The organism is Brevibacillus formosus, from assembly GCF_003013405.1.
Classification (GTDB): Bacteria; Bacillota; Bacilli; order Brevibacillales; family Brevibacillaceae; genus Brevibacillus; species Brevibacillus formosus.
Map to the genome: position 1 here is coordinate 544,421 of NZ_PXZL01000001.1, position 24,768 is coordinate 569,188.

The following is a 24,768-nucleotide window of genomic DNA, read 5'->3' on the forward strand; positions in this document are numbered from 1 at the left end:
TGAGGGTATTTAATAATAGGGAAGATTCCTTACTAAAAGGGGAGGAAAAAAATGGCTGATACGCTAGTAATCGTAGAATCCCCTACGAAGGCCAAAACCATTGGAAAATACCTGGGTAGTAAATATATCGTGAAAGCGTCTATCGGGCATGTACGCGATTTGCCGAAAAGTCAAATGGGTGTAGACGTTACGCGGAATTTTGAACCCAAATACATAACCATTCGCGGTAAAGGCGATGTATTGAAAGGCTTAAAAGATGCCGCTAAAAAAGTGAAAAAAGTATATCTCGCAGCCGACCCGGATCGCGAAGGGGAGGCAATTGCTTGGCATTTGGCACAATACTTGGGGCTCGATTTGAACCAGCCACTTCGTGTGGTATTTAATGAGATTACCAAAGATGCCATCAAAGAAGCATTCAAGCATCCACGACACATAAACATGGACTTGGTAAATGCTCAACAGGCACGTCGCATTCTAGACAGACTCGTGGGATACAATATCAGTCCAATTTTATGGAAAAAGGTTCGAAAAGGCTTGAGTGCCGGACGTGTTCAATCGGTTGCGGTAAAGCTTATCATGGATCGTGAGCGGGAGATCCAAGAGTTTATCCCGGAAGAGTATTGGACGATTGCGAGCACATTGATCAGCGACGGAAAAGAAATTAACGCGAAGTTCTATGGTTATGGCGACGAGAAGGTGGAGCTTCATTCGGAAGATGATGTAGCAGCGGTATTGAAACGAATGAAGAACAAACCATACGTGGTACAAAAGGTAACCAAGCGTGAACGTAAGCGCAATCCTGCACCTCCTTTTATCACGAGTTCTTTACAGCAAGAGGCAGCACGTAAGCTGAACTTCCGCACTTCTAAGACCATGCGTATTGCTCAAGAGCTCTATGAGGGGATTGACGTTGGCAATAAAGAGGGCGCAGTTGGTTTGATTACCTATATGCGAACAGACTCTACTCGCCTATCTGCAACTGCACAGAATGAAGCAAGAGAATACATACTTGAGAAATACGGGCCAGACTATGTATTAACTGAGCCACGTAATCAAGTGAAAAACGAGAATGCTCAAGATGCTCACGAAGCGATTCGCCCAACAGGTGTGATGCGTACACCAGATGAAATCAAGGAATACTTGTCGAGAGATCAGCTTCGCTTGTACCGATTAATCTGGGAGCGTTTCCTTGCCAGTCAAATGTCATCAGCTGTTCTTGATACGATGAGCGTAGATATCGACGCAGGTGGAGTTACCTTCAGAGCAACAGGATCGAAAGTGAAGTTCCCTGGATTTATGAAGGTATATATTGAAGGAAGCGATGATGGCGCAGAAGAAGAAAGCTTCCTGCCGCCCATTGAAGAAGGACAAATTCTCGAACAAAAAGAAATCGAGCCGAGTCAACACTTTACACAGCCACCGCCTCGATTCTCCGAAGCACGCATGCTTAAAACGATGGAAGAGATGGGAATTGGACGTCCGTCTACCTATGCGCCTACATTAGAGACCATTCAAAAGCGGGGCTATGTGGCGTTAGAGGAGAAGCGTTTTGTCCCGACTGAGCTGGGCGAGATTGTGATCACGCTTGTCGAGGAGTTTTTCCCGGAGATTCTAAACGTGGAATTCACTGCGCAAATGGAATCGGGTTTGGATAATATCGAAGCAGGAACCACCAACTGGGTGCAGGTCCTGGACGATTTTTATCAAGACTTTGCAAAGCGCGTAGTTGTTGCAGAAGAAGAAATGAAAGAAGTAGAGCTGAAAGTCGAAGAATCGGATGAATCATGTGAGCTTTGCGGCCGTGTGATGGTTTATAAGCTTGGTCGATTTGGAAAGTTTTTAGCTTGTTCCGGATTCCCGGATTGCCGGAATACGAAGCCGATTGTTAAAGAAATCGGCGTAAAGTGTCCGCAGTGTGAAACCGGAGAGATTATCGAACGTAAATCTAAGAAGAGTCGTATTTTTTACGGCTGCAATCAATATCCGGAATGCGATTTTGTATCGTGGGACAAACCGATTGCCAGACCTTGTCCAAAATGCTCCAGCATGCTCGTGGAGAAAAAGCGTAAGAAGCAAGGAGTTAGCATTGTTTGCACCAAGTGTGATTATCAAGAAGAGGCAGACTCCTAAGCAGCCTGATTCGATTTTGTAGTTTGGAGGATTAACAGCATGTCACAACCAACAATTACAGTAGTGGGCGCTGGTCTCGCTGGTAGTGAGGCAGCATGGCAAATCGCGCAGGCGGGTGTAAAAGTAAGGCTGTATGAAATGAGACCGAAGACACAAACGCCTGCACACCATACAGATAAATTTGCAGAGTTGGTATGCAGTAATTCATTGCGTGCTAACACGTTGACGAATGCAGTGGGTGTATTAAAGGAAGAAATGCGTCGGCTGAACTCTGTCATTATCGATGCTGCAGATCGTTGCGCGGTTCCAGCTGGAGGCGCGCTTGCCGTAGACAGACACGAGTTCGCTGCTCATGTTACAGATGCGGTTCGTAATCATCCTTTAGTTGAGGTCGTTTCGGAAGAGATTACTGAAATTCCTGATGGGATTGTCGTAATTGCGACGGGGCCACTTACTTCTCCAGCTTTGTCTACAAAGTTAAAAGAGCTGACGGGTGAAGAATATCTGTACTTTTATGATGCAGCAGCACCAATTATCGAGAAAGACTCGATTGATATGAATAAGGTATTCGTTGCTTCCAGGTATGATAAAGGTGAAGCAGCCTACCTGAACTGCCCGATGACAGAAGAGGAGTTCAATCGCTTCTATGATGCGTTGATCTCTGCGGAAACTGTTCCATTGAAGGAATTTGAAAAGGAAATCTTCTTCGAAGGCTGCATGCCGATTGAAGTATTGGCAAAGCGTGGACACAAAACCATGACATTTGGTCCCATGAAGCCTGTAGGTCTGGTTGATCCGCGAACAGGTAAAAAGTCTTATGCAGTTGTACAGCTTCGTCAGGACAATAGTGCTGCGACATTGTATAACATTGTAGGCTTCCAGACTCATCTGAAATGGCCGGATCAAAAAAGAGTCTTTTCACTCATTCCTGGGTTGGAAAACTGCGAAATCGTTCGTTATGGTGTCATGCACCGCAACACCTTTATCAACTCGCCAAAACTGTTGAAGCCTACGTATCAGTATAAAGATCGCGAAACACTTTTCTTTGCTGGTCAAATGACTGGTGTAGAAGGATATGTAGAGTCAGCAGCTTCTGGCTTACTTGCGGGGATCAATGCGGCACGACTCGCAAAAGGGGAAGAGCTGATCGTGCTTCCACCAGAAACAATTATGGGCAGTATGGCTCGTTATATTACAACGGCAGATCCAAAGCATTTCCAACCAATGAACGCAAACTTCGGGCTCGTACCGGAATGGCCAGAAAGAATCCGAGACAAGCGTTTGAAAAATGAAAAGCTCGCTGAGCGAGCGCTAGATACAATTCAGAATTTTACACAAGAACGACACAATTAACATTGATATCCGATTTTCGTCTGTGTTACTATATAGGTGCTTCGAGGAGGGTGCATCCCGTATGGACATTTCGCAACAAAATTCTGCGGATATTGAGATGTTTACCCGCTATTTGCGAGTTGAAAAAAACGCCTCTCCTCATACGGTGAAGCAGTATGTGGCAGATATCAGCGAATTTGTCTCCTTTATGGAACAGCACCAAATCACCGTATTTGCTGCTGTTTCTTATTTGCATGGTCGCTCCTTTCTCGCGCAATTGGCTGGCAGGGGGCTTTCCCGGCGAAGTATTGCCCGCAAACTATCCAGTTTGCGTAGCTTGTACCGATTTCTGTTGCGTGAAGGTCAACTGGAACAGAATCCATTTCAACTAGTCTCCACTCCCAAAATGGAGAAGAAACTTCCTTCCTTTTTATATCCGCAAGAAGTTCAAGCTTTTTTCGATCTGCCTGATACAACCACTCCATTGGGAATTCGTGATCGGCTGATTTTTGAACTGTTGTATGCAAGCGGCATGCGCGTTACGGAGCTCACCACTTTATCTGTGAATGATGTGAATCCGAGCATGGGAGTCGCCTTGGTTTATGGAAAAGGAGCGAAAGAACGGTATGTGCCGGTTGGTAGTTATGCCTGCGACGTTCTTCGGCAATACCTAGAATATGGAAGAGAAAAACTGTTGGCTGGAAAAGTAGAACACGGCAATTTGCTGGTTAACTATCGGGGAGAACCGTTATCCGACCGCAGTGTTCGGCGGATTGTAGACAAATACGTAGATACGTACGCTCTTCAATTGCGGGTTTCACCACATACCTTTCGTCATACGTTTGCGACCCATATGTTGAATGGCGGCGCAGATCTGCGTACCGTGCAAGAATTACTGGGACACGTCAATGTTTCGACGACACAGGTGTACACGCATGTGACCAAAGAGCGACTTCGGCATGTATATGACACCGCTCACCCACGAGCAAACCCGGGCAATACAGGTTCCGCCAATCGGACATAACGGGAGGAATCAGTGATGGAACAGTTTCACGCAACAACCATATTTGCTGTACAGCACAATGGGTCTGTAGCGATGGCCGGAGATGGTCAGGTTACTTTTGGCAACAGCATGGTAATGAAGCACGGTGCCAAAAAAGTAAGACGTCTATATCGCGGCGAAGTTTTAGCAGGATTCGCTGGCTCTGTTGCTGATGCCATTACGCTTTTTGAGAAGTTTGAAGGAAAGCTGGAGGAGTATCACGGCAATCTGCAGCGAGCTGCTGTAGAGCTGGCGAAAGAGTGGCGCATGGATAAAATTTTGCGTCGTTTGGAAGCAATGATGATTGTTGCCAATAAGGAGCATTTGCTGCTTATTTCCGGAAATGGCGAAATCATTGAGCCTGATGACGGGATTCTTGCAATTGGTTCTGGCGGTAGCTTTGCCCTTGCAGCAGGTCGTGCATTGAAAACATATGCGCCCCATCTTGGCGCACGTGAAATTGCGGAAGCATCGCTTCGTACCGCTGCTGAAATTTGCGTGTTCACAAACAACAATCTTGTTGTGGATGAGTTGAATTGAGCGAAAGGGAGGAACCTACTGTGCTGAATCTTGAGCAATTAACCCCGCGTAAGATCGTAGAGCATTTGGATAAATACATTGTCGGGCAGGCACAAGCCAAGAAAGCTATTGCTGTAGCGCTTCGCAACCGCTATCGTCGCAGTCGTTTGCCAGAGCAAATGATTGAAGAGGTTGTTCCAAAAAACATCTTGATGATCGGGCCTACTGGTGTTGGAAAAACGGAAATTGCACGTCGGATTGCAAAACTGACAGGTGCTCCTTTTATTAAAGTAGAAGCAACGAAGTTTACGGAAGTCGGTTATGTAGGACGAGATGTGGAATCGATGGTCCGTGATCTGGTGGAAGCTTCTATCCGTACGGTCAAACAGGAAAAAGTAGAGTCGGTGAAAGAGAAAGCCGAGAAGCTTGCGAATGAAGCGATTGTGAATGTACTCGTTCCATCTCGCAAGCAGTCGAACTCGTTCAAAAATCCGTTGGAGATGTTCTTCGGTGGACAGCAGCAACAGCAGCAGGATACCTCTGATCAAGAAGAAGTGTCGATTCAGCAGCAACGCAGACAAGTCATGTGGCAATTGACGAATGGCCAGTTAGAAGAGCAAATGATTGAGATTGAAGTCGAAGATCAATCACCTTCGATGTTTGACATGTTCCAGGTTCCGGGTACAGAACAAATGGGGATGCAAATGCAAGATATGCTCGGTAGCCTGATGCCTAAGCGGATGAAGAAACGAAAATTGCGAATAAAAGATGCGCGAAAGGTATTAATTCAGCAGGAAGCGCAAAAACTGGTGGATATGGACGAAGTTACGCAGGAGTCTATTCGTCGAGCTGAACAACACGGGATTATCTTCATTGACGAAATTGATAAGATTGCGGGTAAGGATGGGCGTGGCCCGGATGTATCCCGTGAAGGGGTCCAGCGTGATATTTTACCGATTGTGGAAGGCTCAACTGTCATGACCAAGTATGGTCCTGTCAAAACAGATTATGTTCTGTTTATCGCAGCTGGTGCTTTTCACATGGCAAAACCATCAGATTTAATTCCTGAATTGCAAGGTCGTTTTCCGATTCGGGTAGAGCTGACTAGCTTGCGCGTTGAAGATTTTGTCCGGATTTTGACAGAGCCTAAAAACGCATTGCTCAAGCAGTATGTGGCCCTCTTGGAAACAGAAGGTGTGCGTGTTGAATTTACACCGGAAGCCATACAGGAACTCGCTCGTCTCGCTGCTGAGGTCAACCAGAGCACAGATAACATTGGTGCTAGAAGATTGCACACCATATTGGAGAAGCTACTGGAGGATCTCTCTTTTGAAGCCCCAGAAATCCACCTAGAAGTTGTACAGATTACCCCCGATTATGTTAATCAGAAATTAGGTACAATCGCGGGGAACAAAGACTTGAGTCAATATATTTTATAAACATTGGATAGGCAGCACATATAATTAGGAGGAAATACAGATGGATCTACTGTCAAAAACAAGAAGAATTAACCGCATGTTGCAAAAATCCGCGGGTCATGCCGTGAACTTCAATGAAATGTCCCAAGTTTTGAGCGACGTGATTGAAGCAAATACTTATGTTGTAAGCCGTAAAGGAAAACTTCTCGGCTTTGCGATTCATCAAGAGATGGATAACAGCCGTATGCGCAAAATGCTGGAAGAGCGCCGTTTTCCAGAAGAGTACAGCATGGGGTTACTGAAAGTAGATGAAACATCTGCGAACCTGGATGTAGATAGCCCATACACGATTTTCCCTGTTGAAATGAAAGAAGTATTCCGCACAGGTTGGACGACGCTTGTTCCGATTATGGGTGGAGGAGATCGTCTTGGTACGCTGATTTTGGGTCGCATTAACGATCAATTTGTCGATGACGACTTGATTCTTGCAGAAGTAGGGGCAACGGTAGTAGGCATGGAAATCTTGCGTGAGCGTTCTGAAGCAATCGAAGAAGAAGCACGCAGCAAAGCGGTTGTACAAATGGCAATTGGTTCCCTCTCTTATAGCGAGTTGGAAGCAGTTGAACATATTTTTGAAGAGCTCGAAGGCAAAGAAGGCCTGCTCGTAGCCTCCAAAATCGCGGATCGCGTAGGAATTACTCGCTCTGTCATTGTAAACGCACTTCGTAAGCTGGAGAGTGCGGGTGTTATCGAATCCCGTTCTTTGGGGATGAAAGGTACCTTCATTAAAGTGCTGAATGAAAAGCTGCTGCCTGAGCTAGAGAAGCTCAAGACCTCGTAATATACCTTGTCAAAAGTTACAAGAAAGTAAACAAAAAGGTGTAGCAACTCATGTTGCTGCACCTTTTCTCATAGGACTTTAGTCCTAGTTGCAGTAAAAAACGACACATTATTACCATAAATTATATATTGATTTTTTATGCATGCCTCGACATTTGTGTTGGTTTGAATATGGATTCCTTGTAAAATGCAGTAAAAAAACAGGAAGGATAAGGGATTTAGTCCCATTGAATCATTTTGAAAAACGTCATGAAAAGGGGCTTTTTTGTCCAAATTGATTTTGCTATGATTGAATCGTATTAGGGTGTCGAAAATACAGGAAATATAGGTGGTTTTAGGGAAAATAATTGACTCATATTGGGGGAGAAGGAAAAATGCTGGATAGTTACCATCTGCAGGTCCTGGAGAGATCACTCGACGCTGCAACATTGCGACATAGAACGATCGCAAACAACCTTGCCAACATAGACACCCCTCAATTCAAAAGTCAACAAGTCATCTTCGAGAGCTTTTTGCAAGATGAGTTGAACGCAAGAGCGGGAAATGGCAAGTTAGAAGCGTATCGGACCAATCAAAGACACCTCCCGTTTGGCAATGTAGGAGTTGCAGTACCACAGGTTGTGTCCAATCCGAATAACTTCATTCAGAACAGTGGCAATGATGTTGACTTGGAAACAGAAACAACAGAATTGGCCAAAAACCAAATTTGGTACAGCGGATTAACGCAATTGACAGCAGGACATTTTCAAAAACTACGCAGTGTAATTGAGGGTGGAGGTAAATAAAGATGAGCTTGTTTCAAGGAATTAACACAAGTGCTTCTGCCTTAACAGCTAACCGCTTGCGATTGGATACGATTGCTTCCAATATTGCGAATGCGGAAACCACTCGAGCAAACTTCGTAGATGGCGCCTGGCAGCCATATCGGAGGAAAATGGTGGAGTTGTCACCTCAAACAAATGGAACATTTGATAACTTCCTGCAAGCAGCCGTGGGGACAGTCTCAGGAAGTCGGGGTGGACAAGGTGTGAAGGTCACAGCGATTCAAGAAGACAATACTCCGTTTAAGCGAGTATATGATCCATCTCATCCAGATGCAGATCAAGACGGATATCTCTTGATGCCGAATGTGGACCCGATGAAAGAGATGGTGGACATGATCTCCGCTTCAAGATCATACGAAGCCAACGTGACAGCACTGAACGCTTCCAAATCCATGATGCTAAAAGCATTGGAAATCAAGTAAAGCGGGTGACAGTAAGGAATGGAAATGAGTGCAATCTCCCAACTAACGCCAATTCGTACACCGAGTGTGAACAAGCCAACCCCAGCTGAAGTTTCCCAAGAATTCTCATCGTTTCTATCGGATGCCATGAATAAAGTGAATCAGGCGCAAGTAGAATCGTCGAATCTTGCCGACAAGTTTGCAGCGGGAGAAATTACCGACTTGCACCAAGTGACTGTTGCAGGTCAAAAAGCTTCCGTTATGCTACAAATGACTATGCAGGTCAGGAACAAGATGATTGAGTCTTATCAAGAAATCATGCGCATGTCGATTTGATCGTTGTTGGTATCCTTTGAGAGGTGAAACATGAACGAACGTTTAGCAGTATACAAAGACCGGTTTACATCAAAATGGAACCAATTTTCCAAGAAACAAAAATGGATGATTATCGGTATTTCGCTCTTCCTCTTGATTTCTCTGGGTCTATACATATACATCGCTTCTCAGCCGGTGTACAAACCACTTTACAACCAAAGATTGAGTGAACAAGAAATCGGGACTATCAAGCAAGAGTTGGAAGCATCACAAATTCCATATCGTATCACGGGGAATGGTACAAGTATCGAGGTTCCAGAAAAAATGGCACAAGATGTCATTGTTGATCTGGCTGCACAAGGTATTCCGAGTCAAGCAGGAATTAATGCAGAAATTTTCTCCAGTACACTTGGAGTGACAGATCGCCAATTTGATGTCATGAAGAAAGAAGCTTTGCAACAAGAGCTACGCAAGATGCTGGAAAGAGTAAAAGGTGTACGCTCCGCACAAGTGATGATTACGTTGCCGCAGGAAAGCGTTTGGGTGACGGAGACTCCGGATACAGCGACGGCTTCCGTTATCGTCGATGTTGAACCTGGAACAACGCTTGATCAAAAGCAAATTAACTCACTTTATCTGCTTGTTTCCCGAAGCGTTCCGAAATTGCCAATGGACGCGATTGCGATTACAGACCAGTATTCGAATCCGCTAGAACGTTCGGAAGGCAATGAAAACGAAGGCACATTGAGTAGCTTTAAGCAACAGGAAACAATCAAAGCAGATGTTGAAAAGAAAATTCAACAAAACCTGTACAACTTGTTGGGTACAATCATGGGACGCGATAAAGTCATCGTCCATACGTTCATCAAAATGAACTTTGACAAGGAAAATCGCGTAGAGAACATCGTTGAGGCACCTGACAAAGAGAATAACGAAGGACTTATCATTTCTTCTCAAAAATTATCAAAAGCCTTCTCTGGACAAGGTCAACCTCCAGGGGGAATTGCAGGAACCAATAACAATGCAGTTCCGAACTACCCGGGAGCTACTCCACAAGGAAGTAACAGTCAATACGAAGAGTTGAATGACACGATTAACCGTGAAGTAAATCGCATCACACGAAATGTTACATCAAGCCCGTACAAGATTGAAGACATTACAATCAACGTTGGGGTAGAACCGCCAGCTGGTGGAACGTTGGATGCTGCTACGCTCGAGAGCATTAAACAAGTGCTGCGCAATGTTGTTCGTGTCACTTTAAGTGATCAAGCTTCTGATTTAGCGGATGCTGAGTTGGACAAGCATATTTCTGTACTTCCTCGTCAGTTCTCAGGAAAAGCTGAGATTGAGGATTCCAGTGTACTAAGTCCTGCTGTTCTTTGGACAGTTGGTGGTATTGCAGTCTTGGCACTTGCTGCTGTTGCCTTCCTTGTTTATCGCAGACGCAGTCAAGCGAAGCAACAACAAGAAGAAGAGGAATTCCCAGACTTGCTGACACCGTTAAACGCGGCCGAAATACCAGACTTGATTTACCAAGAAGATGGAGACCAGGCAGTGGTCAGAAAGCAACTTGAAAAATTGGCGCGAAGCAAACCAGATGAGTTTGTTGTTCTGCTTCGTACATGGTTAGCAGAAGATTAAGGAGTGAATGGTATGGCTCGCGGCGCTAAAGAGTTGTCAGGACGACAAAAAGCAGCTATCCTCCTCATCTCACTCGGGCCTGAAGTTTCAGCCCAGGTGTTCAAACATTTGCGTGAGGATGAGATCGAGCAACTGACATTAGAAATCGCCAATGTGCGAAAAGTGGATACTGATGAAAAAGATAAAATTTTATCTGAATTTCACCAGATAGCGGTTGCCAAAGAGGTAATTGCACAAGGTGGGATCACGTATGCCAAAGAAATCTTGCAAAAAGCTTTGGGTGAAACCAAAGCAATGGATATTATTAATCGCTTGACGGCGAACCTTCAAGTTCGACCATTTGACTTTGCTAGAAAAGCTGACCCAGGTCAAATTCTAAACTTTATCCAAAATGAGCATCCGCAGACGATAGCCTTGGTGCTTTCTTATCTGGAGGCTCAACAAGCAGCCATGATTCTGTCGGCTCTTCCGCAAGAACGTCAAGCAGAGGTTGCGAAACGTATTGCGACGATGGACAGTACTTCCCCAGAAGTAATCGCTCAAGTTGAACAGGTATTGGAGCAAAAGCTTTCTGCCACTGTTACCCAAGATTACACGCAGGCAGGCGGGATCGAAGCGATCGTGGCTGTACTCAACGGTGTCGATCGTGGAACCGAACGCACGATTCTGGATTCCCTCGAAATTCAAGATCCAGAGCTGGCAGAAGAAATCAAGAAGCGTATGTTCGTCTTCGAAGATATTGCTACACTCGACAACCGTTCGATTCAGCGCGTTATCCGCGATGTGGAAAATGCAGATCTGCAACTTTCTCTCAAAGTATCCAGCGAAGAAGTTCGGGAAGTTATTTTCCGGAACATGTCCAAGCGGATGGCGGATACGTTCAAAGAAGAAATGGAGTTTATGGGTCCGGTTCGCCTTCGCGACGTCGAAGAGGCACAATCTCGTATCGTTGCAATTATCCGTCGCTTAGAGGAGGCTGGTGAGATCATCATCGCCCGCGGTGGAGGAGATGATATCATTGTCTAGGATCATCAAAAGCGCCAATTATAGGCCTTCTGAGGAATCTTTTCTCCTCTCGGTAACGCCTGTACCACTTAAGACGGAAGAAGTTGCCGAAAGGTTGCAAGAAAATCAGGAAATTTTTAATCAAGCTGAGATCGAAGCGAAAACGATCATCTCAGATGCAGAAGAAACTGCGCAAAACATCTTGCAGCAAGCTGCGGAGCAAGCAGAGCAAGTAAGACAAGAGACGCTTGCTCAGATGGAAGAATGGTGGGAACAAAAACGTCAGGAAGCTGCGCAATTGTTTCAGCAAGTGCAAGAGCAGGCAATGACGGAAGGGCAAGAGGCAGGTTTCGAAGCGGGTAAACGTGAGGCATACGAGGAGCAAACAGCTTCACTCGACCAAGCAAAAACCATTTTGGAACAGGCGTTTGCCGAGAAAAAACAAATTATCGCTGAGGCGGAGCCTTTCCTAGTGGAACTCAGCATAGAAATTGCTAAAAAAATCATTGGACAGGAATTGCAACAGCATCCCGAGCAGGTCCTGGAAATGACCAAAAAAGCACTCCGCCGCTCCCGTGTTCATGGCGAGATTACGGTGTGCGTCAACCATAAGTACTTTGATTATGTGCTCGAGCATCGTGCTGGTTTTCTGGAATTGTTAGATGGACAAGCAGAGCTCTCCATTTACCCTGACTATACAGTACAAGATGGTGGATGTGTCATCCGTACTGCTTTGGGAAGTGTCGATGCCCGCATCGATACACAAATGGAGGAGATTAAGCAGGCGCTGCTTACGATTGCCAGAGGAAGTGAGGCTCCATGAGCATCCTAGATCTCTCGAAGTACAAGCACATGCTGCATGGATTAGATCCGATGCGCGTGAATGGCAAAGTGACACAGGTTGTTGGACTCACTATTGAGTCGCAAGGGCCAGAAGTGAAATTAGGCGAGATATGCCACCTATATCCGGCTAACACAAAGGAACCGATCATCGCAGAAGTGGTTGGCTTTCGTGAAAACAAAGTGCTGCTCATGCCACTAGGCGAATTGACCGAAATTGGTCCAGGTTGTGATGTGGTCGCGACAGGACGATCGTTAGATGTAAAAGTTGGACCTGAAATATTGGGTTCGATCCTCGATGGACTGGGGCGCCCCTATCAAGGTTCACTGCCTTTTGGGCTGACGTCCTATCCTACCAACAATATGCCGCCCAATCCGATCCTTCGACCGCGCATTCAAGAACCATTGAGTGTAGGTGTGAGAGCGATAGATGGTCTTCTTACCATCGGGAAAGGTCAGCGGGTCGGCATCTTCGCTGGGTCAGGGGTAGGAAAAAGTACATTGATGGGAATGATCGCTCGAAATACTACGGCAGATATCAATGTGATTGGTCTCATTGGAGAACGCGGCCGTGAAGTCATGGAGTTTATCGAGCGCGATCTTGGGGAAGAAGGACTAAAGCGGTCTGTTGTTGTCGTAGCTACTTCCGATCAACCCGCTATGATTCGAATCAAGGGAGCGATGATTGCGACTTCCATAGCGGAATATTTCCGCGATCGTGGAATGAATGTCATGCTCATGATGGATTCGGTCACGCGCTTTGCCATGGCACAACGTGAGGTGGGCCTGGCAATCGGGGAACCGCCGGCTACGCGTGGTTATACGCCATCGGTGTTTGCGATGCTGCCAAAGCTGATGGAGCGTGCAGGAACAGCGGATAAGGGAAGTATTACGGCCTTTTATACCGTGTTGGTTGACTCAGACGACATGAACGATCCGATTGCGGATGCGGCGCGGGGGATATTGGACGGTCACATCGTTCTTGACCGAAAAATTGCTCACAAAGGTCACTTTCCCGCTATTGACGTGATGGCGAGTGTTAGTCGTGTCATGAATGAAATCGTCGATAGTAACCATTTGGATGCTGCTCGTCAGCTGAAAAAACATTTGGCTACGTTTCGTGAAGCGGAGGACCTCATCAATATTGGGGCGTACAAGCCGGGAAGCAATCGGGAAATCGATGCAGCCATTCGCTATCGCGATATCATTTCTGGTTTTACGGCACAAGGAACGCATGAACCTTCTACTTTGCAGGGCGCTATCCAAGCGTTGACAGCTCATTTCGGAGGAGTGAACTAACGTGCGTGTGTTTCAGTTTCATCTCCAAAAGGTCCTTGATTTAAAGGAAAAAGAAAAAGAACAAGCAGAGTGGGCTTTCGGAAAGTCGATCCAGCGTAAAAACGAAGAAGAGTGGAAGCTTTCTCAACTAACCGAGCATCATGACGAGATGACGATGAAGCTCCAGGAAGTACAGATGCAGACATGCAGTGCTGCGCAGCTCATTTCCATTACGCAATATCAGCAGTCTGTTGCGAGATCCATCCAGAATCAGCAGCGTACCTTGCATGGTTGTGAACAGGATGTGGAACGCTGTCAGTCACGATTGACGGAACGTATGAAAGAGTCCCAGCTATGGCAACGCCTTCGGGAAAAGTCGCTCCACCAATTTCTGGACGACCAGAAGCAAAGAGAGCAAAAAGAGTTGGATGAGATCGGTACGCAGCTCTATCTTCGCCGAAGCTACTGAGGGAGGTTCCAAATGGAAGAAATCCAAGAAGAACGGGAATACGGCAGGTGGGAATGGTTCTTTTATATGATTGTCATTCCTGCACTGTTTGCCAGCCTCCTTGGCGGTGTGCTCCTGAGCTTGCTCGGAGTAAACGTGTTAGGGACTGTTCTCCACTGGGCTAACTCCATACCGTACGTGGAAAAATTAGTCCCGGACGACTATGCAGCAACTCCCGGCTCAGAAGAACAACCTGACATGGACAAACAAGTGGCAACCCTACAGCAAGATCAAGCAAAAAACCAGCAGCAGATCACCTCTTTAAAAGAAGAGTCAGCAAAGAAAGATGCCACCATTGCGGCGCTGGAAAAGCAACTCGATGATGTAAACAAGGCAATGGAAGACAAGCGTGCGACTGAGGAAGAGCGTCAGAAGCAGTTTGCAGATTTGGCGAAAGTGTATACAACCATGTCACCCAAAAATGCGGCGGCCATCATTGAAAATCTAAAACTGCAAGAGTCGGTTGCCGTCATGACAAAAATGAAGCCTGTACAACAGGCAGACATTTTGGCCAAGATGGAACCGAAGAAAGCTGCGGATATTTCCATCTTGTTAAAAGATTCAGTAGTGAACAAAGATGATGACATCGCAGCTCTGCAACAACGTGTTGATGTTCTGGCAAAGGCGTTAAGTGATACGCGTGATGGTTCAGAATCTGCAGAGGATCTGAAAAAGACGTTCGCTCAATTGCCTCCAGCGGATGCTGCAGCTATCATTCGTTCGCTTATGCAGACAAACCAGGGCCAAGCTATTGCCTTAATGAAGAATTTGCCTGTGGATAAACGCGCACAAACTCTCTCTGCGATCGCCAATGAAGACAAGAAAGAAGATGGCAATCTGGCGGCTCGCATCACGACAGAGTTGCTTCGAAAATAGATTGAGCAATCAACTGTTTTCGTTCCTATAAGCAACAAATTAAAAAGAGGAGGTGAACGAGATGAATGTGGCCAATTTGACTCCTGCAGTAGGATCAGCAGGATCTGTTACAGCGACACCCGTAGTGAATCCGGGAGGAACGGGTTTAGGTCAAATGTTTTCCATGCAATTGATGCAGGTGTTGGATCAGGTGGGGAACGCAGAAGAGACAGCGGTTGCGTCCGAAGGTTTAAGTGAAGAGGATATGCTAGCATTAGCTGATCTCATGGCATTACTTGCCCAACTGCTTGGTTCTGGTCAAGCTACGCAAGACGAATTACCGCCTGACACCCAAGAAAAGTTTGCAACTGCAATTGAACAGCTCTTGGGTAAAGCGCAAGGAAATGCTGGTCAAGTGAGTGAGGATTTAAAGCAGATTCTAGCTAACCTGAAAAAAGGGGAAGCAACACCAAACGAACTGGACAAGCTGGCAGCTCTTCTCGAATCCCTGAAAAATCAAAAAGGAAGTGCGGAGGAGTCAAAACGAAGTGGACTGAACTTGCGATCCGATGTGATGGCAAACATGAACACAACCCAACAGGACTCGTTTAAGACGATTTCTCCACTGCGCTTGAATCAAGGTCTCTCGGCTTACAAGCAAGAGGCAGGGATTCAGTCTCAAACAGTACAGTCTACCCTTCAAAGCAGCCTTTTGAATCAAGAGGGCAATGCAGAAGAGGGCATGTTGAATGGAAATGGTCAGACACCGATTATTGCTTCATCTAATACGCAGACACAATCTGTACAGACCTTTCAGCAACAGTCTGTTCCAACACATCATGTGAACGCCAATCAACTGACACAGCAAGTCACACAGCTTTTCGTCTCCAAGATGCAGTTGACGCAAAATAATGGCGTACATGAGGCGAGGCTGATTCTGAATCCACAATCCTTGGGCCAAGTAGATGTAACAATTACTTCCCAAAATGGTGTGATAACAGCACAGTTCCATGCTGAAACACAAGCTGGAAAGGATATGCTGGACAATCAGCTTCCACAGCTTCGAGCTGCTTTGACCCAACAAGGCTTGCAGGTTGATCGCTTGGAGGTAAACCAGCAGCAGGATACCGCTTTTAACTTCCAACAGCAGCGTGAACAGGCACGACAACAACAAGAGAATCGACGACAACAAGATAAAGACGAGCAAGAATTTGCTCTCGATGCCTTGGTAGACAGCAATGAATCAACAGAAGTGCTATGGAATCGATTGCGGGAGACGGCTCGCGGCATTGACGACATCGTCTAGGATTGGATATAAGGAGGAAGCGCCATGAACCATTTTCGTGTGGGGCAACCCTATTTTCCTCCGAAAACGAATCACGTCGCAAAAGCTACTACCCAAACCGCTCCGGGAAACAACACGTTATTTCAGCAGTATTTGACGGAATCGATTGGCGCTGCAACCAAGGCGGAGCCACTTAGTTTTAGCCAACATGCCGTCAATCGCTTGCAGGAGCGGGGCATTACGCTAGAGCGACAACAGATGGAGCGTTTGGAATCCGCTGTGCAAAAAGCAGCCGCCAAAGGCGCCAGAGAGTCTCTCATTATGATGGATAATGTGGCCTACGTCGTGAGCATCGTAAATCGGAAAATTATTACCGCCGTAGACGATGGCAGCATGAAGGATAACGTATTTACTAACATTGACAGTGCCATTTTCGTGTAGGTGGCTGTTTACTGGGCTGGACCTCCTTTTGAGGAAGCCCATTCGGCTACCGACTGACAGAGGTAGCCGCTGTAAATGAGAAGGTAAAGGAGGAAGTTAGTATGCTTCGATCTATGTATTCAGGTATTTCAGGCTTGCGTGGTTTTCAAACAAAGCTGGATGTTATCGGTAATAATATCGCGAACGTAAACACCGTCGGTTTCAAAAAGGGCCGCGTGATGTTCCAAGATATTTTGAGCCAAAACGTTCAAGGGGCTGGGGCACCTACAGCTGGCGGGAAAGGCGGAACTAACCCAACTCAGATTGGACTAGGAGCTTCAATCGCATCCGTTGATACCGTCTTCTCTGCTGGTAGTCCAATGACAACCAACCTGCCAACAGACCTTTCTATCGAAGGCGATGGATTCTTTATGGTAAGCCCGGATGAAGGGGCCACGATCTATTATACGCGTGCAGGCAACTTTACACGTGATGCAGAGGGGTACCTGGTGAATTCCCAAGGGATGAAGCTCATGAACTCTGATCCGGGTGTAATTCAGATCAGCCAAAATGATGGGATTGTTTCTTACTCCATCGGAAAAGACGGAGTCATCACAACAGTGGATGAAACAGGTGCATTAGACTCTACAAATACCATTGGGATCATGACCTTCAATAACCCAGGTGGTTTGAAGAAGATTGGGAACAATCTTTACGAAAACACAGTGAACGCTGGAGCGAATGATGGTGACCCGATGACACCAGTGACACCAGCAGATGCAAAAGTAAGCATCATTGCAGGACAGCTGGAAATGTCCAACGTTGACCTTTCTGAAGAATTTACAGAAATGATCGTGGCACAACGCGGTTTCCAAGCAAACTCTCGGATCATCACGACATCTGACACAGTATTGGAAGAACTGGTGAACCTGAAACGATAATTTCGTTTAACGGAAATAGCCGGGGAAGTGTTCTAAGCCTTCCCCAGCTTAATCCGGAAAGGAGCAGCCAATGATTAAGTTAACTCGGTTTAACGGCTCTACTTTTTATCTGAACATCACTCACATTGAAACTGTTGAAGCAACTCCGGATAGCGTAATTACGCTGTTCAACGACAGAAAGTACATCGTGAAGGATTCGGTGGAATCCATCGCTGAACGTGTTCAGGCTTTTTATCATAATGTTCCTCCGGCAACATCTGTACCGAAAATGCCGGGTGATTCAAATGAATAGCGGGAGGCATTAGCGATGTTTCAAAATCGATTGTTTAACATGGCTCTAATCATTATCATCGCGATATCGCTACTGGGAGTGATTTCGTTTGTTCTCTGGCAAACATATCTCTCTCCGGCTGCGCAAACAGGCATAACGGAAGAGCAAGAAGTGAAGCCGCTCACGGCAGAGGAAATGAAAGAGTTCTCCGTTGACACCGGCGAAATTACTACGAACTTGCTAACGAATAATTATATGATTGTACGCTTTAGCATTACGGCTGACAGTTCTGCTGCCAAAACAGAGTTGGAGCAGCGTTTGCCGCAAGTCAATCAGGTGATTATTAAAACATTGGCGGGGTTGACACCAGAAGACATAAAAGGAACTGAAGGTGTGAACAAGCTGGAAGCAAAAATCATGAATGAAATCAGCTCCCTGATGCAAGAAGGCAAGATTGTTCAAGTAGTGACAACCAAACGCGTCTTGTCATAGGAAGCGATTATGGTATACATAGCAAGGAGGTGACGACATATGGCCGAGGTTCTCTCACAGAGTGAGATTGATGCGCTGTTGGCCGCCCTATCTTCGGGCGAAATGGATGCCAACGAGCTGAAAAAGGAAGAAACTGAGCGTAAAGTCAAAGTATATGATTTCAAACGCGCCCTGCGGTTCTCAAAAGATCAGATCCGTGGTTTAACGCGAATCCATGAAAACTACGCGAGGCTGTTGACTACGTATTTTTCAGCTCAGCTCCGTACCTTCGTGCAAATTACGGTTGCCTCCGTCGATCAATTGCCGTATGACGAATTTATACGTTCTATTCCCAAGATGACCATCTTAAACATCTTTGAAGCGCCTCCGCTGGAAGGACGAATGGTTTTGGAAGTAAATCCAAACATCGCCTATACCATGTTGGATCGACTTCTGGGAGGACAGGGGGCGATTCCGGAAAAGATGGGCGCCCTTACGGAAATTGAAACAACGGTGATGGAACGTGTATTCGGCAAGGCGCTGGATACTTTCCACGAGGCATGGAAGCAAATCATTGAGCTGGACCCGTATCAGGAAGGTTTGGAGATGAATCCACAGTTCATGCAGATCGTCTCGCCTAATGAGATTGTCGTGGTAATCTCCTTTAGTACCAAAATCGGCGATACAACAGGAATGATCAATCTCTGTTTGCCTCACGTGGTACTGGAGCCAATCATGACAAAGCTGTCTGGACAATATTGGTTCTCCAAACAGAAGAAAACGCGGGATGAAGAAGAGCGCCTGCGTGTAGAAGAGCGAGTTAAAGTTGCAAAATTGCCGATTGTTGCTGAAATGGGAACAGCGACGATTACAGTAGGAGATTTCCTGCAGCTACAAAAAGGCGATGTCATTCAATTAGATCAATCGATCGACAACAAGTTGAAAATTAAAGTTGGCGACCACTTAAAGTTCTTGGGTCAGCCAGGAACACTTAAAGGAAGAGTCGCCGTACAGATTGATGAAGTCATAGAGGAGGGGGAGGAACAAAATGAGTAGAGATATGCTTTCTCAAGACGAGATTGACGCGCTGTTACGTGCGAACAACTTGGTTGAGGACGAAGAGGAAGCTGTGTCGGCAGTGACCCAGGATGTTGCCGATTTTCTGTCCCCGTTTGAACAGGATGCACTCGGAGAAATTGGTAATATCTCCTTTGGGAGCGCAGCTACTGCGTTATCTACTTTGTTAAGCCAAAAAGTAGATATTACAACCCCTACTGTTTCCGTAGTTAATGTCGATGAATTGGAAAGCGAATTTCCGATTCCTCACGTGGCTGTCCACGTGGAATATACAGATGGTTTCAAGGGAATTAACCTGCTAGTCATTCGAATGGAAGACGCTGCAGTCATCGCGGATCTGATGATGGGCGGAGACGGTAGGCCAGCGAACACGGAAATGTCTGAGCTTCATATCAGCGCGGTTCAAGAAGCAATGAATCAGATGATGGGTTCCGCTGCTACGTCCATGTCGACCATTTTCAACCAGTTCATTAACATTACCCCACCAGGGATTGACGTAATGGATCTGGCGCAAGGAAAGGGTGGAGATAGCTTCTCAGATGATGACAGTCCTCTGGTGAAAGTATCTTTCCGCTTAAAGGTAGGAGAGCAAGGCGAACTTATCGATTCAAATATTATGCAGCTTCTCCCGCTTTCCTTTGCGAAAAAAATGATTGATAGACTGGTTGGAGGTGCAGGCGATGAAGAAGCAGCAGCTGCCCTCATAGATGAGATAGAAATGCCTTCTCTGCCTGCTATGAGTCTCTCGGCTCCTTCTGCCCAACCAAGCGTACAAGAGCAACCACAGAGCCATGTACCGCCTGTAGCGCAGCCGCCACAGCCACAGCAGCAGCCGATGTATCAGCAACCGCCGGGTTATGCACAGCCAATGGGCTACCCAGGACAGCAGCCGATGTATCCTGATGCGTATGGACAACCAATGATGCCACCTGGCTACGCTCCGTACCCAGGTATGTATCAGCAACCTCCAATGGTTCCGCCAACACCACAGCATTTCGGAGGTCCTGCCGCTAATCAGGCGAATGTAGTACCAGCACAATTTGCTCCGCTTGGAGGTGCTCCTATGTATACAGGAGACATACAAAATTTGAACTTGCTTCACGATATTCCATTACAAGTAACAGTTGAGTTAGGACGTACGAAAAAGCTTATTAGAGAAATCCTTGACTTGTCCGCTGGATCGATTATACAGTTGGACAAGCTGGCAGGTGAGCATGTAGACATTTTGGTGAACAACAAATTAATTGCCAAGGGCGAGGTTGTCGTCATTGATGAGAATTTTGGGGTTCGTGTTACAGACATCATCAGTCAGATAGATCGTGTTCAAAAATTACAATAAACCAATCAAGTGGAAGTTTAGGGAGGAGCTATTCATGTCTAACAAAGTTTTAATCGTCGACGATGCAGCATTCATGCGTATGATGATCAAGGAAATTCTTTCGAAAAACGGGTACAGCGTCGTAGGGGAAGCAAGTGACGGTGCACAAGCAGTTGAAAAGTACAAAGAATTGGGACCTGATTTGGTAACCATGGATATTACCATGCCAGAGATGGATGGAATTTCTGCATTGAAAGAAATTAAAAAGTTGGATCCTAACGCGCGCGTGATCATGTGCTCTGCGATGGGACAACAAGCGATGGTAATCGATGCGATCCAGGCGGGCGCAAAAGACTTCATCGTAAAACCATTCCAGGCAGATCGCGTTCTAGAAGCGATCAAAAAGACAATGAGCTAATGATGATGATCCGGAATGCAGGGGCAAGACTCATTTTAGCCTTCAGTCTGATCCTGTTGCTTTTCGTCTCGTCCCTGCCGAGTACCGTTTTTGCGGAAGGTTCAGTAGCGGATGCGTACAACCAGGGAAAAGTGCCAACTAGCAATGCGCCCGCCGGCAGTGAACAGCCGGCGGCCATTCCGGGCAGCGGAACAGGAAGTATGATCGGGTATCTGGTTCAAGTCATCTTTTCGCTAGGCTTTATTGCAGTATTGATCTTTTTATTGCTCCGTTTTCTTGGTCGACGTCAAGGGGCCGGGAGTCATGGACCGATTAAAGTGATTAGTGCTACTGCGCTTGGCAGTGGCAAAACACTGCAGGTTGTTATGATCGGTGAGTCATTGTACATCGTGGGAGTTGGAGAAAACGTTCAATTGCTTCGTAGGATCGAACCGGGTGAAGAGGTAGATTTGATCTTGGCTGACGCAGAGATCAAACCGATGAAAAGCCCATTCTCTCTCGAATGGCTCCCGTTCGGTAAGAAAAAGCAGGCTGAAGAAGAAATCTTGTTTTCTTCTGATATGGACGGCAAAAGCTTTCAAGATCTGTTGCAGGGTCAATGGAACGACTTGAAAAATCGTCCACACCAAACAGAACATTGGAAGACAGAGCAAGCTCAGGACAGAGGGGACCAAAAATGAAATATTTTTTGCAGGTGCTGATGCTTGTCGCAGTGTTGCTATCCGTACCTGATATGGTCATGGCGGCGCCAGCGGGGACACCGCTTGTTCCGAGCATTGATTTGAAGATAGGCGGCGGAACAGGAACACCGCAGGAGACATCGACGGCCATTCAGCTGTTACTGATTTTGACAGTATTATCTGTAGCTCCAGCGATTTTGCTTTTAATGACCAGTTTTGCGCGAATTGTCATTGTCTTGTCTTTTGTACGAAATGCGTTGGCAACTCAGCAAATGCCACCGAACCAGGTATTGATTGCCCTTGCGCTATTTATGACATTTTTCATAATGGCTCCGACACTTGGACAAGTAAACGAAACAGCCGTGCAGCCATTTATGCAAGGAAAGCTAACGCAACAGCAGGCATTAGACGCAGCGGTCATACCCTTTAAGGAATTTATGGCAAAGCAGACGCGTGAAAAGGATTTAGCACTTTTTCTGGAATACACAAAAGCCGAACGACCAAAATCAATCCAAGATATTCCATTAAATGCGCTGGTACCTGCTTTTGCCATTAGTGAATTGAAGACGGCTTTTCAGATCGGCTTTATGATATTCATTCCATTTCTCGTAATTGATATGATCGTCTCTAGTATTTTGATGGGGATGGGGATGATGATGTTACCGCCGGTTATGATTTCATTGCCGTTTAAGATTTTATTGTTCATCATGGTGGACGGCTGGTATCTCATTGTGAAATCACTTTTGACCAGTTTTTAGCGACATTCCGAATGCCTCAGGAGGTAGAGCATGACACAAGAATTACTGATGCAGATTGCCCAAAGCTCTGTTTATACCATCCTGCTGATTTCGGCACCCGCACTTGGGGTCGCCTTGCTGGTCGGTTTGATGGTCAGTGTCTTTCAGGCAACGACACAAATTCAGGAGCAGACACTCGCATTCATTCCAAAGATCGTGGCCGTATTTGTCGTGATCTTGGCTGCTGGTCCATGGATGCTTCGGGTACTGCTTGATTTTACGATGGGGATCTTCGGTAACCTTCATCGTTTTGTTGGGTAGCATATGAATCTTTTTCTGATGTATCTGCCCGTATTCTTGCTTGTTTTTGTCCGAATGAGTGCCTTTTTTGTAACGGCTCCGTTCTTTTCCATTCGTGGGGTACCGAATCAGTTTAAAATCGCTCTAGCGTTTATCATTGCCGTCATCAGCTTCCAATCCTTACCGATACAAGGCGAGATTCCGATGGATTTGACATTTATTCTGTATGTCATGAAAGAAGCGCTTGTTGGTGTCATTCTTGGTTACATATGTGAAATGATGTTTATCGCCATTCAGGTTGCCGGCGGACTGATGGATATGCAGATGGGTCTTGCAATGGCAAACGTGATTGACCCTAAAACGGGTGCATATATCCCGGTGACAGGTAACTTCAAAAACATTCTCGCCGTCCTGTACTTTTTCAGTATTGACGGGCATCACATGCTGATACGAGGTGTGATAAGCAGCTACCAGGTTATACCGGTGGACATCATGTGGGCGGCTTTCGGAAGCGAAAACGTCATGATGACAGCAGTAAAAACATTTCAAACGATGTTTACGAGTGCGTTTATGATTGCGGCACCGATTGTCGTTGCATTGTTTCTGGTTGATCTCTCTCTTGGTATTATCGCCAAATCTGTCCCGCAGTTTAATATCTTTGTAGTGGGTTTGCCCATTAAACTGCTTGCCGGGTTTTTACTGCTTATCGTGGTAATGCCTGCGTTCTTGCTGACCCTGAACGGATTGTTTGGGAACATGTTCCGGGCACTTGCAGAAATGATGAAATCGCTCGGAGGATCACCATGAATCAATTGAGGCTTTCTTATCAAGTAGATCTTCAATTTTTTAATGGGGAAAAGACAGAAAAAGCTACGCCCAAGAAAAAGCAAGACGCACGAAAAAAAGGGCAGGTCGCGAAAAGTCAGGATCTTTCCCCAGCCCTATCTTTGACAGCATTTTTCTTTCTGTTAATGATGCTTGGATCTACCATGCTAGGCACCTTTCAAGATTTGATGCGGGAGTCATTGATTACATACACCACGTGGCAATTAAATGAAGAAAATTTAAAAGTCATTGTGATGCAGCTCGTATTTGAAGCGATAAAAATTGTAGGACCTATCCTAGGCTTGAGTTTTCTTGTCGCATTTGCGGTGAACTACATGCAGGTAGGCTGGTTAATTAGTACAGAGCCCCTTCAAATGAAGTTGGAAAAGATCGATCCGATTAAAGGGGCAAAAAGAATTTTTTCCTTACGCTCGCTCGTAGAGCTGCTGAAGTCTTTATTAAAAATAAGCGCAGGCATATACGTCGCGTACGTTATTTTGTGGAATGCAAAGGAACAAGTTGTACAGCTTTCCTTATTGTCTATCGGAGCAGTCTTATCGTTTACTGCCGAAGAGGTGACAAAGCTGGGAATCTATCTCGGGTTATTGCTTTTCATTCTCGCGATTCTGGACTACGCCTATCAGCGTTATGAGCATGAAAAGAATCTGCGGATGTCCAAACAGGATCTAAAGGACGAGCATAAACAAGCGGAAGGTGATCCGCTCATCAAAGGGAAGATTCGTGAACGGCAAAGAAGCATGGCCATTCGCCGTATGATGCAGGAGCTTCCCAAAGCGGATGTCATTATTACGAACCCGACTCACTTTGCCGTTGCCGTTCGCTATGACGCAAGTGCGATGAGTGCACCGACGGTAATCGCCAAAGGGCAAGACTATCTAGCATTAAAAATAAGGGAAGTAGCGAAAAAGCATCGTATCGTTACCATGGAAAACAAGCCCTTGGCCCGGGCTCTCTATAGTCAAGTTGAAGTTGGGCAACAAATTCCCGAAGAGATGTTTAAAGCGGTCGCGGAAGTTCTCGCGTACGTCTACAAGCTGCAAGGGAAAGTGAAATAAA

At 46.0% G+C, this 24,768-nt stretch carries 28 protein-coding genes; all 28 read left to right on the forward strand.

Annotated elements, in window-relative coordinates:
- The first annotated feature begins 51 nt into the window (after positions 1–51).
- The 28 genes from topA to flhB all read left to right on the forward strand — a co-directional run bounded on the left by topA (position 52) and on the right by flhB (position 24,767).
- On the forward strand, positions 52–2,130 hold the full coding sequence (gene topA, locus C7R91_RS02620; RefSeq protein WP_047067934.1) for a type I DNA topoisomerase: 2,079 nt from the start codon (positions 52–54) through the stop codon (positions 2,128–2,130).
- 39 nt (positions 2,131–2,169) lie between these two features.
- Positions 2,170–3,483 carry an FADH(2)-oxidizing methylenetetrahydrofolate--tRNA-(uracil(54)-C(5))-methyltransferase TrmFO gene (gene trmFO / locus C7R91_RS02625; protein WP_047067932.1) on the forward strand — a complete coding sequence of 438 codons (1,314 nt, stop codon included), beginning with the start codon at positions 2,170–2,172 and terminating at the stop codon, positions 3,481–3,483.
- A 61-nt stretch (positions 3,484–3,544) separates the two neighbouring features.
- A complete protein-coding gene (gene xerC / locus C7R91_RS02630) occupies positions 3,545–4,486 on the forward strand; it encodes a tyrosine recombinase XerC (RefSeq protein ID WP_047067930.1) in 942 nt (313 codons plus the stop codon).
- A 15-nt stretch (positions 4,487–4,501) separates the two neighbouring features.
- Positions 4,502–5,044: an ATP-dependent protease subunit HslV gene (gene hslV / locus C7R91_RS02635; RefSeq protein ID WP_015891764.1), complete on the forward strand. Its 543-nt coding sequence runs from the start codon at positions 4,502–4,504 to the stop codon at positions 5,042–5,044.
- Positions 5,045–5,064: 20 nt separating this feature from the next.
- On the forward strand, positions 5,065–6,462 hold the full coding sequence (gene hslU, locus C7R91_RS02640) for an ATP-dependent protease ATPase subunit HslU (protein ID WP_304363575.1): 1,398 nt from the start codon (positions 5,065–5,067) through the stop codon (positions 6,460–6,462).
- A gap of 40 nt (positions 6,463–6,502) precedes the next feature.
- On the forward strand, positions 6,503–7,282 hold the full coding sequence (gene codY / locus C7R91_RS02645) for a GTP-sensing pleiotropic transcriptional regulator CodY (RefSeq protein WP_016743316.1): 780 nt from the start codon (positions 6,503–6,505) through the stop codon (positions 7,280–7,282).
- Positions 7,283–7,655: 373 nt separating this feature from the next.
- The gene (gene flgB / locus C7R91_RS02650) at positions 7,656–8,066 is read left to right on the forward strand and encodes a flagellar basal body rod protein FlgB (RefSeq protein ID WP_047067926.1); all 411 of its coding nucleotides are present in this window, start codon (positions 7,656–7,658) and stop codon (positions 8,064–8,066) included.
- A 2-nt stretch (positions 8,067–8,068) separates the two neighbouring features.
- Positions 8,069–8,527, forward strand: a complete 459-nt coding sequence (gene flgC, locus C7R91_RS02655) for a flagellar basal body rod protein FlgC (protein ID WP_047067924.1) — start codon at positions 8,069–8,071, stop codon at positions 8,525–8,527.
- An 18-nt stretch (positions 8,528–8,545) separates the two neighbouring features.
- Entirely contained in the window at positions 8,546–8,842 is a 297-nt protein-coding gene (fliE, locus tag C7R91_RS02660; RefSeq protein WP_047067923.1) for a flagellar hook-basal body complex protein FliE, read from the forward strand.
- A gap of 30 nt (positions 8,843–8,872) precedes the next feature.
- Complete coding sequence (gene fliF / locus C7R91_RS02665) at positions 8,873–10,462, forward strand: flagellar basal-body MS-ring/collar protein FliF (RefSeq protein WP_047067920.1); 1,590 nt, start codon at positions 8,873–8,875, stop codon at positions 10,460–10,462.
- A gap of 12 nt (positions 10,463–10,474) precedes the next feature.
- Entirely contained in the window at positions 10,475–11,488 is a 1,014-nt protein-coding gene (gene fliG, locus C7R91_RS02670; protein WP_007719331.1) for a flagellar motor switch protein FliG, read from the forward strand.
- Positions 11,472–12,290, forward strand: coding sequence for a flagellar assembly protein FliH (gene fliH / locus C7R91_RS02675; protein ID WP_047067918.1), 819 nt, complete (start codon positions 11,472–11,474; stop codon positions 12,288–12,290). The genes fliG and fliH overlap by 17 nt, the downstream gene beginning before the upstream one ends.
- Positions 12,287–13,606 carry a flagellar protein export ATPase FliI gene (fliI, locus tag C7R91_RS02680; RefSeq protein WP_016743320.1) on the forward strand — a complete coding sequence of 440 codons (1,320 nt, stop codon included), beginning with the start codon at positions 12,287–12,289 and terminating at the stop codon, positions 13,604–13,606. The genes fliH and fliI overlap by 4 nt, the downstream gene beginning before the upstream one ends.
- Before the next feature lies 1 nt (position 13,607).
- Complete coding sequence (gene fliJ / locus C7R91_RS02685) at positions 13,608–14,054, forward strand: flagellar export protein FliJ (RefSeq protein WP_047067916.1); 447 nt, start codon at positions 13,608–13,610, stop codon at positions 14,052–14,054.
- A 12-nt stretch (positions 14,055–14,066) separates the two neighbouring features.
- Positions 14,067–14,969, forward strand: a complete 903-nt coding sequence (locus C7R91_RS02690) for a MotE family protein (protein ID WP_047067914.1) — start codon at positions 14,067–14,069, stop codon at positions 14,967–14,969.
- Between the two features lie 61 nt (positions 14,970–15,030).
- Entirely contained in the window at positions 15,031–16,254 is a 1,224-nt protein-coding gene (locus C7R91_RS02695; RefSeq protein WP_047067912.1) for a flagellar hook-length control protein FliK, read from the forward strand.
- Between the two features lie 24 nt (positions 16,255–16,278).
- Positions 16,279–16,674, forward strand: coding sequence for a TIGR02530 family flagellar biosynthesis protein (locus C7R91_RS02700; RefSeq protein ID WP_047067910.1), 396 nt, complete (start codon positions 16,279–16,281; stop codon positions 16,672–16,674).
- Between the two features lie 101 nt (positions 16,675–16,775).
- The gene (gene flgG, locus C7R91_RS02705) at positions 16,776–17,594 is read left to right on the forward strand and encodes a flagellar basal body rod protein FlgG (protein ID WP_047067908.1); all 819 of its coding nucleotides are present in this window, start codon (positions 16,776–16,778) and stop codon (positions 17,592–17,594) included.
- A 70-nt stretch (positions 17,595–17,664) separates the two neighbouring features.
- Complete coding sequence (locus C7R91_RS02710; protein ID WP_017249323.1) at positions 17,665–17,886, forward strand: flagellar FlbD family protein; 222 nt, start codon at positions 17,665–17,667, stop codon at positions 17,884–17,886.
- Between the two features lie 15 nt (positions 17,887–17,901).
- The gene (locus C7R91_RS02715) at positions 17,902–18,357 is read left to right on the forward strand and encodes a flagellar basal body-associated FliL family protein (RefSeq protein ID WP_047067905.1); all 456 of its coding nucleotides are present in this window, start codon (positions 17,902–17,904) and stop codon (positions 18,355–18,357) included.
- A 39-nt stretch (positions 18,358–18,396) separates the two neighbouring features.
- Entirely contained in the window at positions 18,397–19,392 is a 996-nt protein-coding gene (fliM, locus tag C7R91_RS02720) for a flagellar motor switch protein FliM (protein WP_017249321.1), read from the forward strand.
- The gene (fliY, locus tag C7R91_RS02725; protein WP_047067903.1) at positions 19,385–20,752 is read left to right on the forward strand and encodes a flagellar motor switch phosphatase FliY; all 1,368 of its coding nucleotides are present in this window, start codon (positions 19,385–19,387) and stop codon (positions 20,750–20,752) included. The genes fliM and fliY overlap by 8 nt, the downstream gene beginning before the upstream one ends.
- Positions 20,753–20,786: 34 nt before the next feature.
- A complete protein-coding gene (locus C7R91_RS02730; RefSeq protein ID WP_007719294.1) occupies positions 20,787–21,149 on the forward strand; it encodes a response regulator in 363 nt (120 codons plus the stop codon).
- Entirely contained in the window at positions 21,149–21,829 is a 681-nt protein-coding gene (locus tag C7R91_RS02735; protein WP_047067901.1) for a flagellar biosynthetic protein FliO, read from the forward strand. Before C7R91_RS02730 ends, C7R91_RS02735 begins: the two co-directional genes overlap by 1 nt.
- Entirely contained in the window at positions 21,826–22,587 is a 762-nt protein-coding gene (fliP, locus tag C7R91_RS02740) for a flagellar type III secretion system pore protein FliP (RefSeq protein WP_047067899.1), read from the forward strand. The genes C7R91_RS02735 and fliP overlap by 4 nt, the downstream gene beginning before the upstream one ends.
- 30 nt (positions 22,588–22,617) lie before the next feature.
- Complete coding sequence (gene fliQ / locus C7R91_RS02745; RefSeq protein ID WP_007719290.1) at positions 22,618–22,887, forward strand: flagellar biosynthesis protein FliQ; 270 nt, start codon at positions 22,618–22,620, stop codon at positions 22,885–22,887.
- A 3-nt stretch (positions 22,888–22,890) separates the two neighbouring features.
- Positions 22,891–23,673 carry a flagellar biosynthetic protein FliR gene (gene fliR / locus C7R91_RS02750; protein ID WP_047067897.1) on the forward strand — a complete coding sequence of 261 codons (783 nt, stop codon included), beginning with the start codon at positions 22,891–22,893 and terminating at the stop codon, positions 23,671–23,673.
- Positions 23,670–24,767, forward strand: a complete 1,098-nt coding sequence (gene flhB, locus C7R91_RS02755) for a flagellar biosynthesis protein FlhB (RefSeq protein ID WP_047067895.1) — start codon at positions 23,670–23,672, stop codon at positions 24,765–24,767. The genes fliR and flhB overlap by 4 nt, the downstream gene beginning before the upstream one ends.
- The last annotated feature ends 1 nt before the right edge of the window (position 24,768 follow it).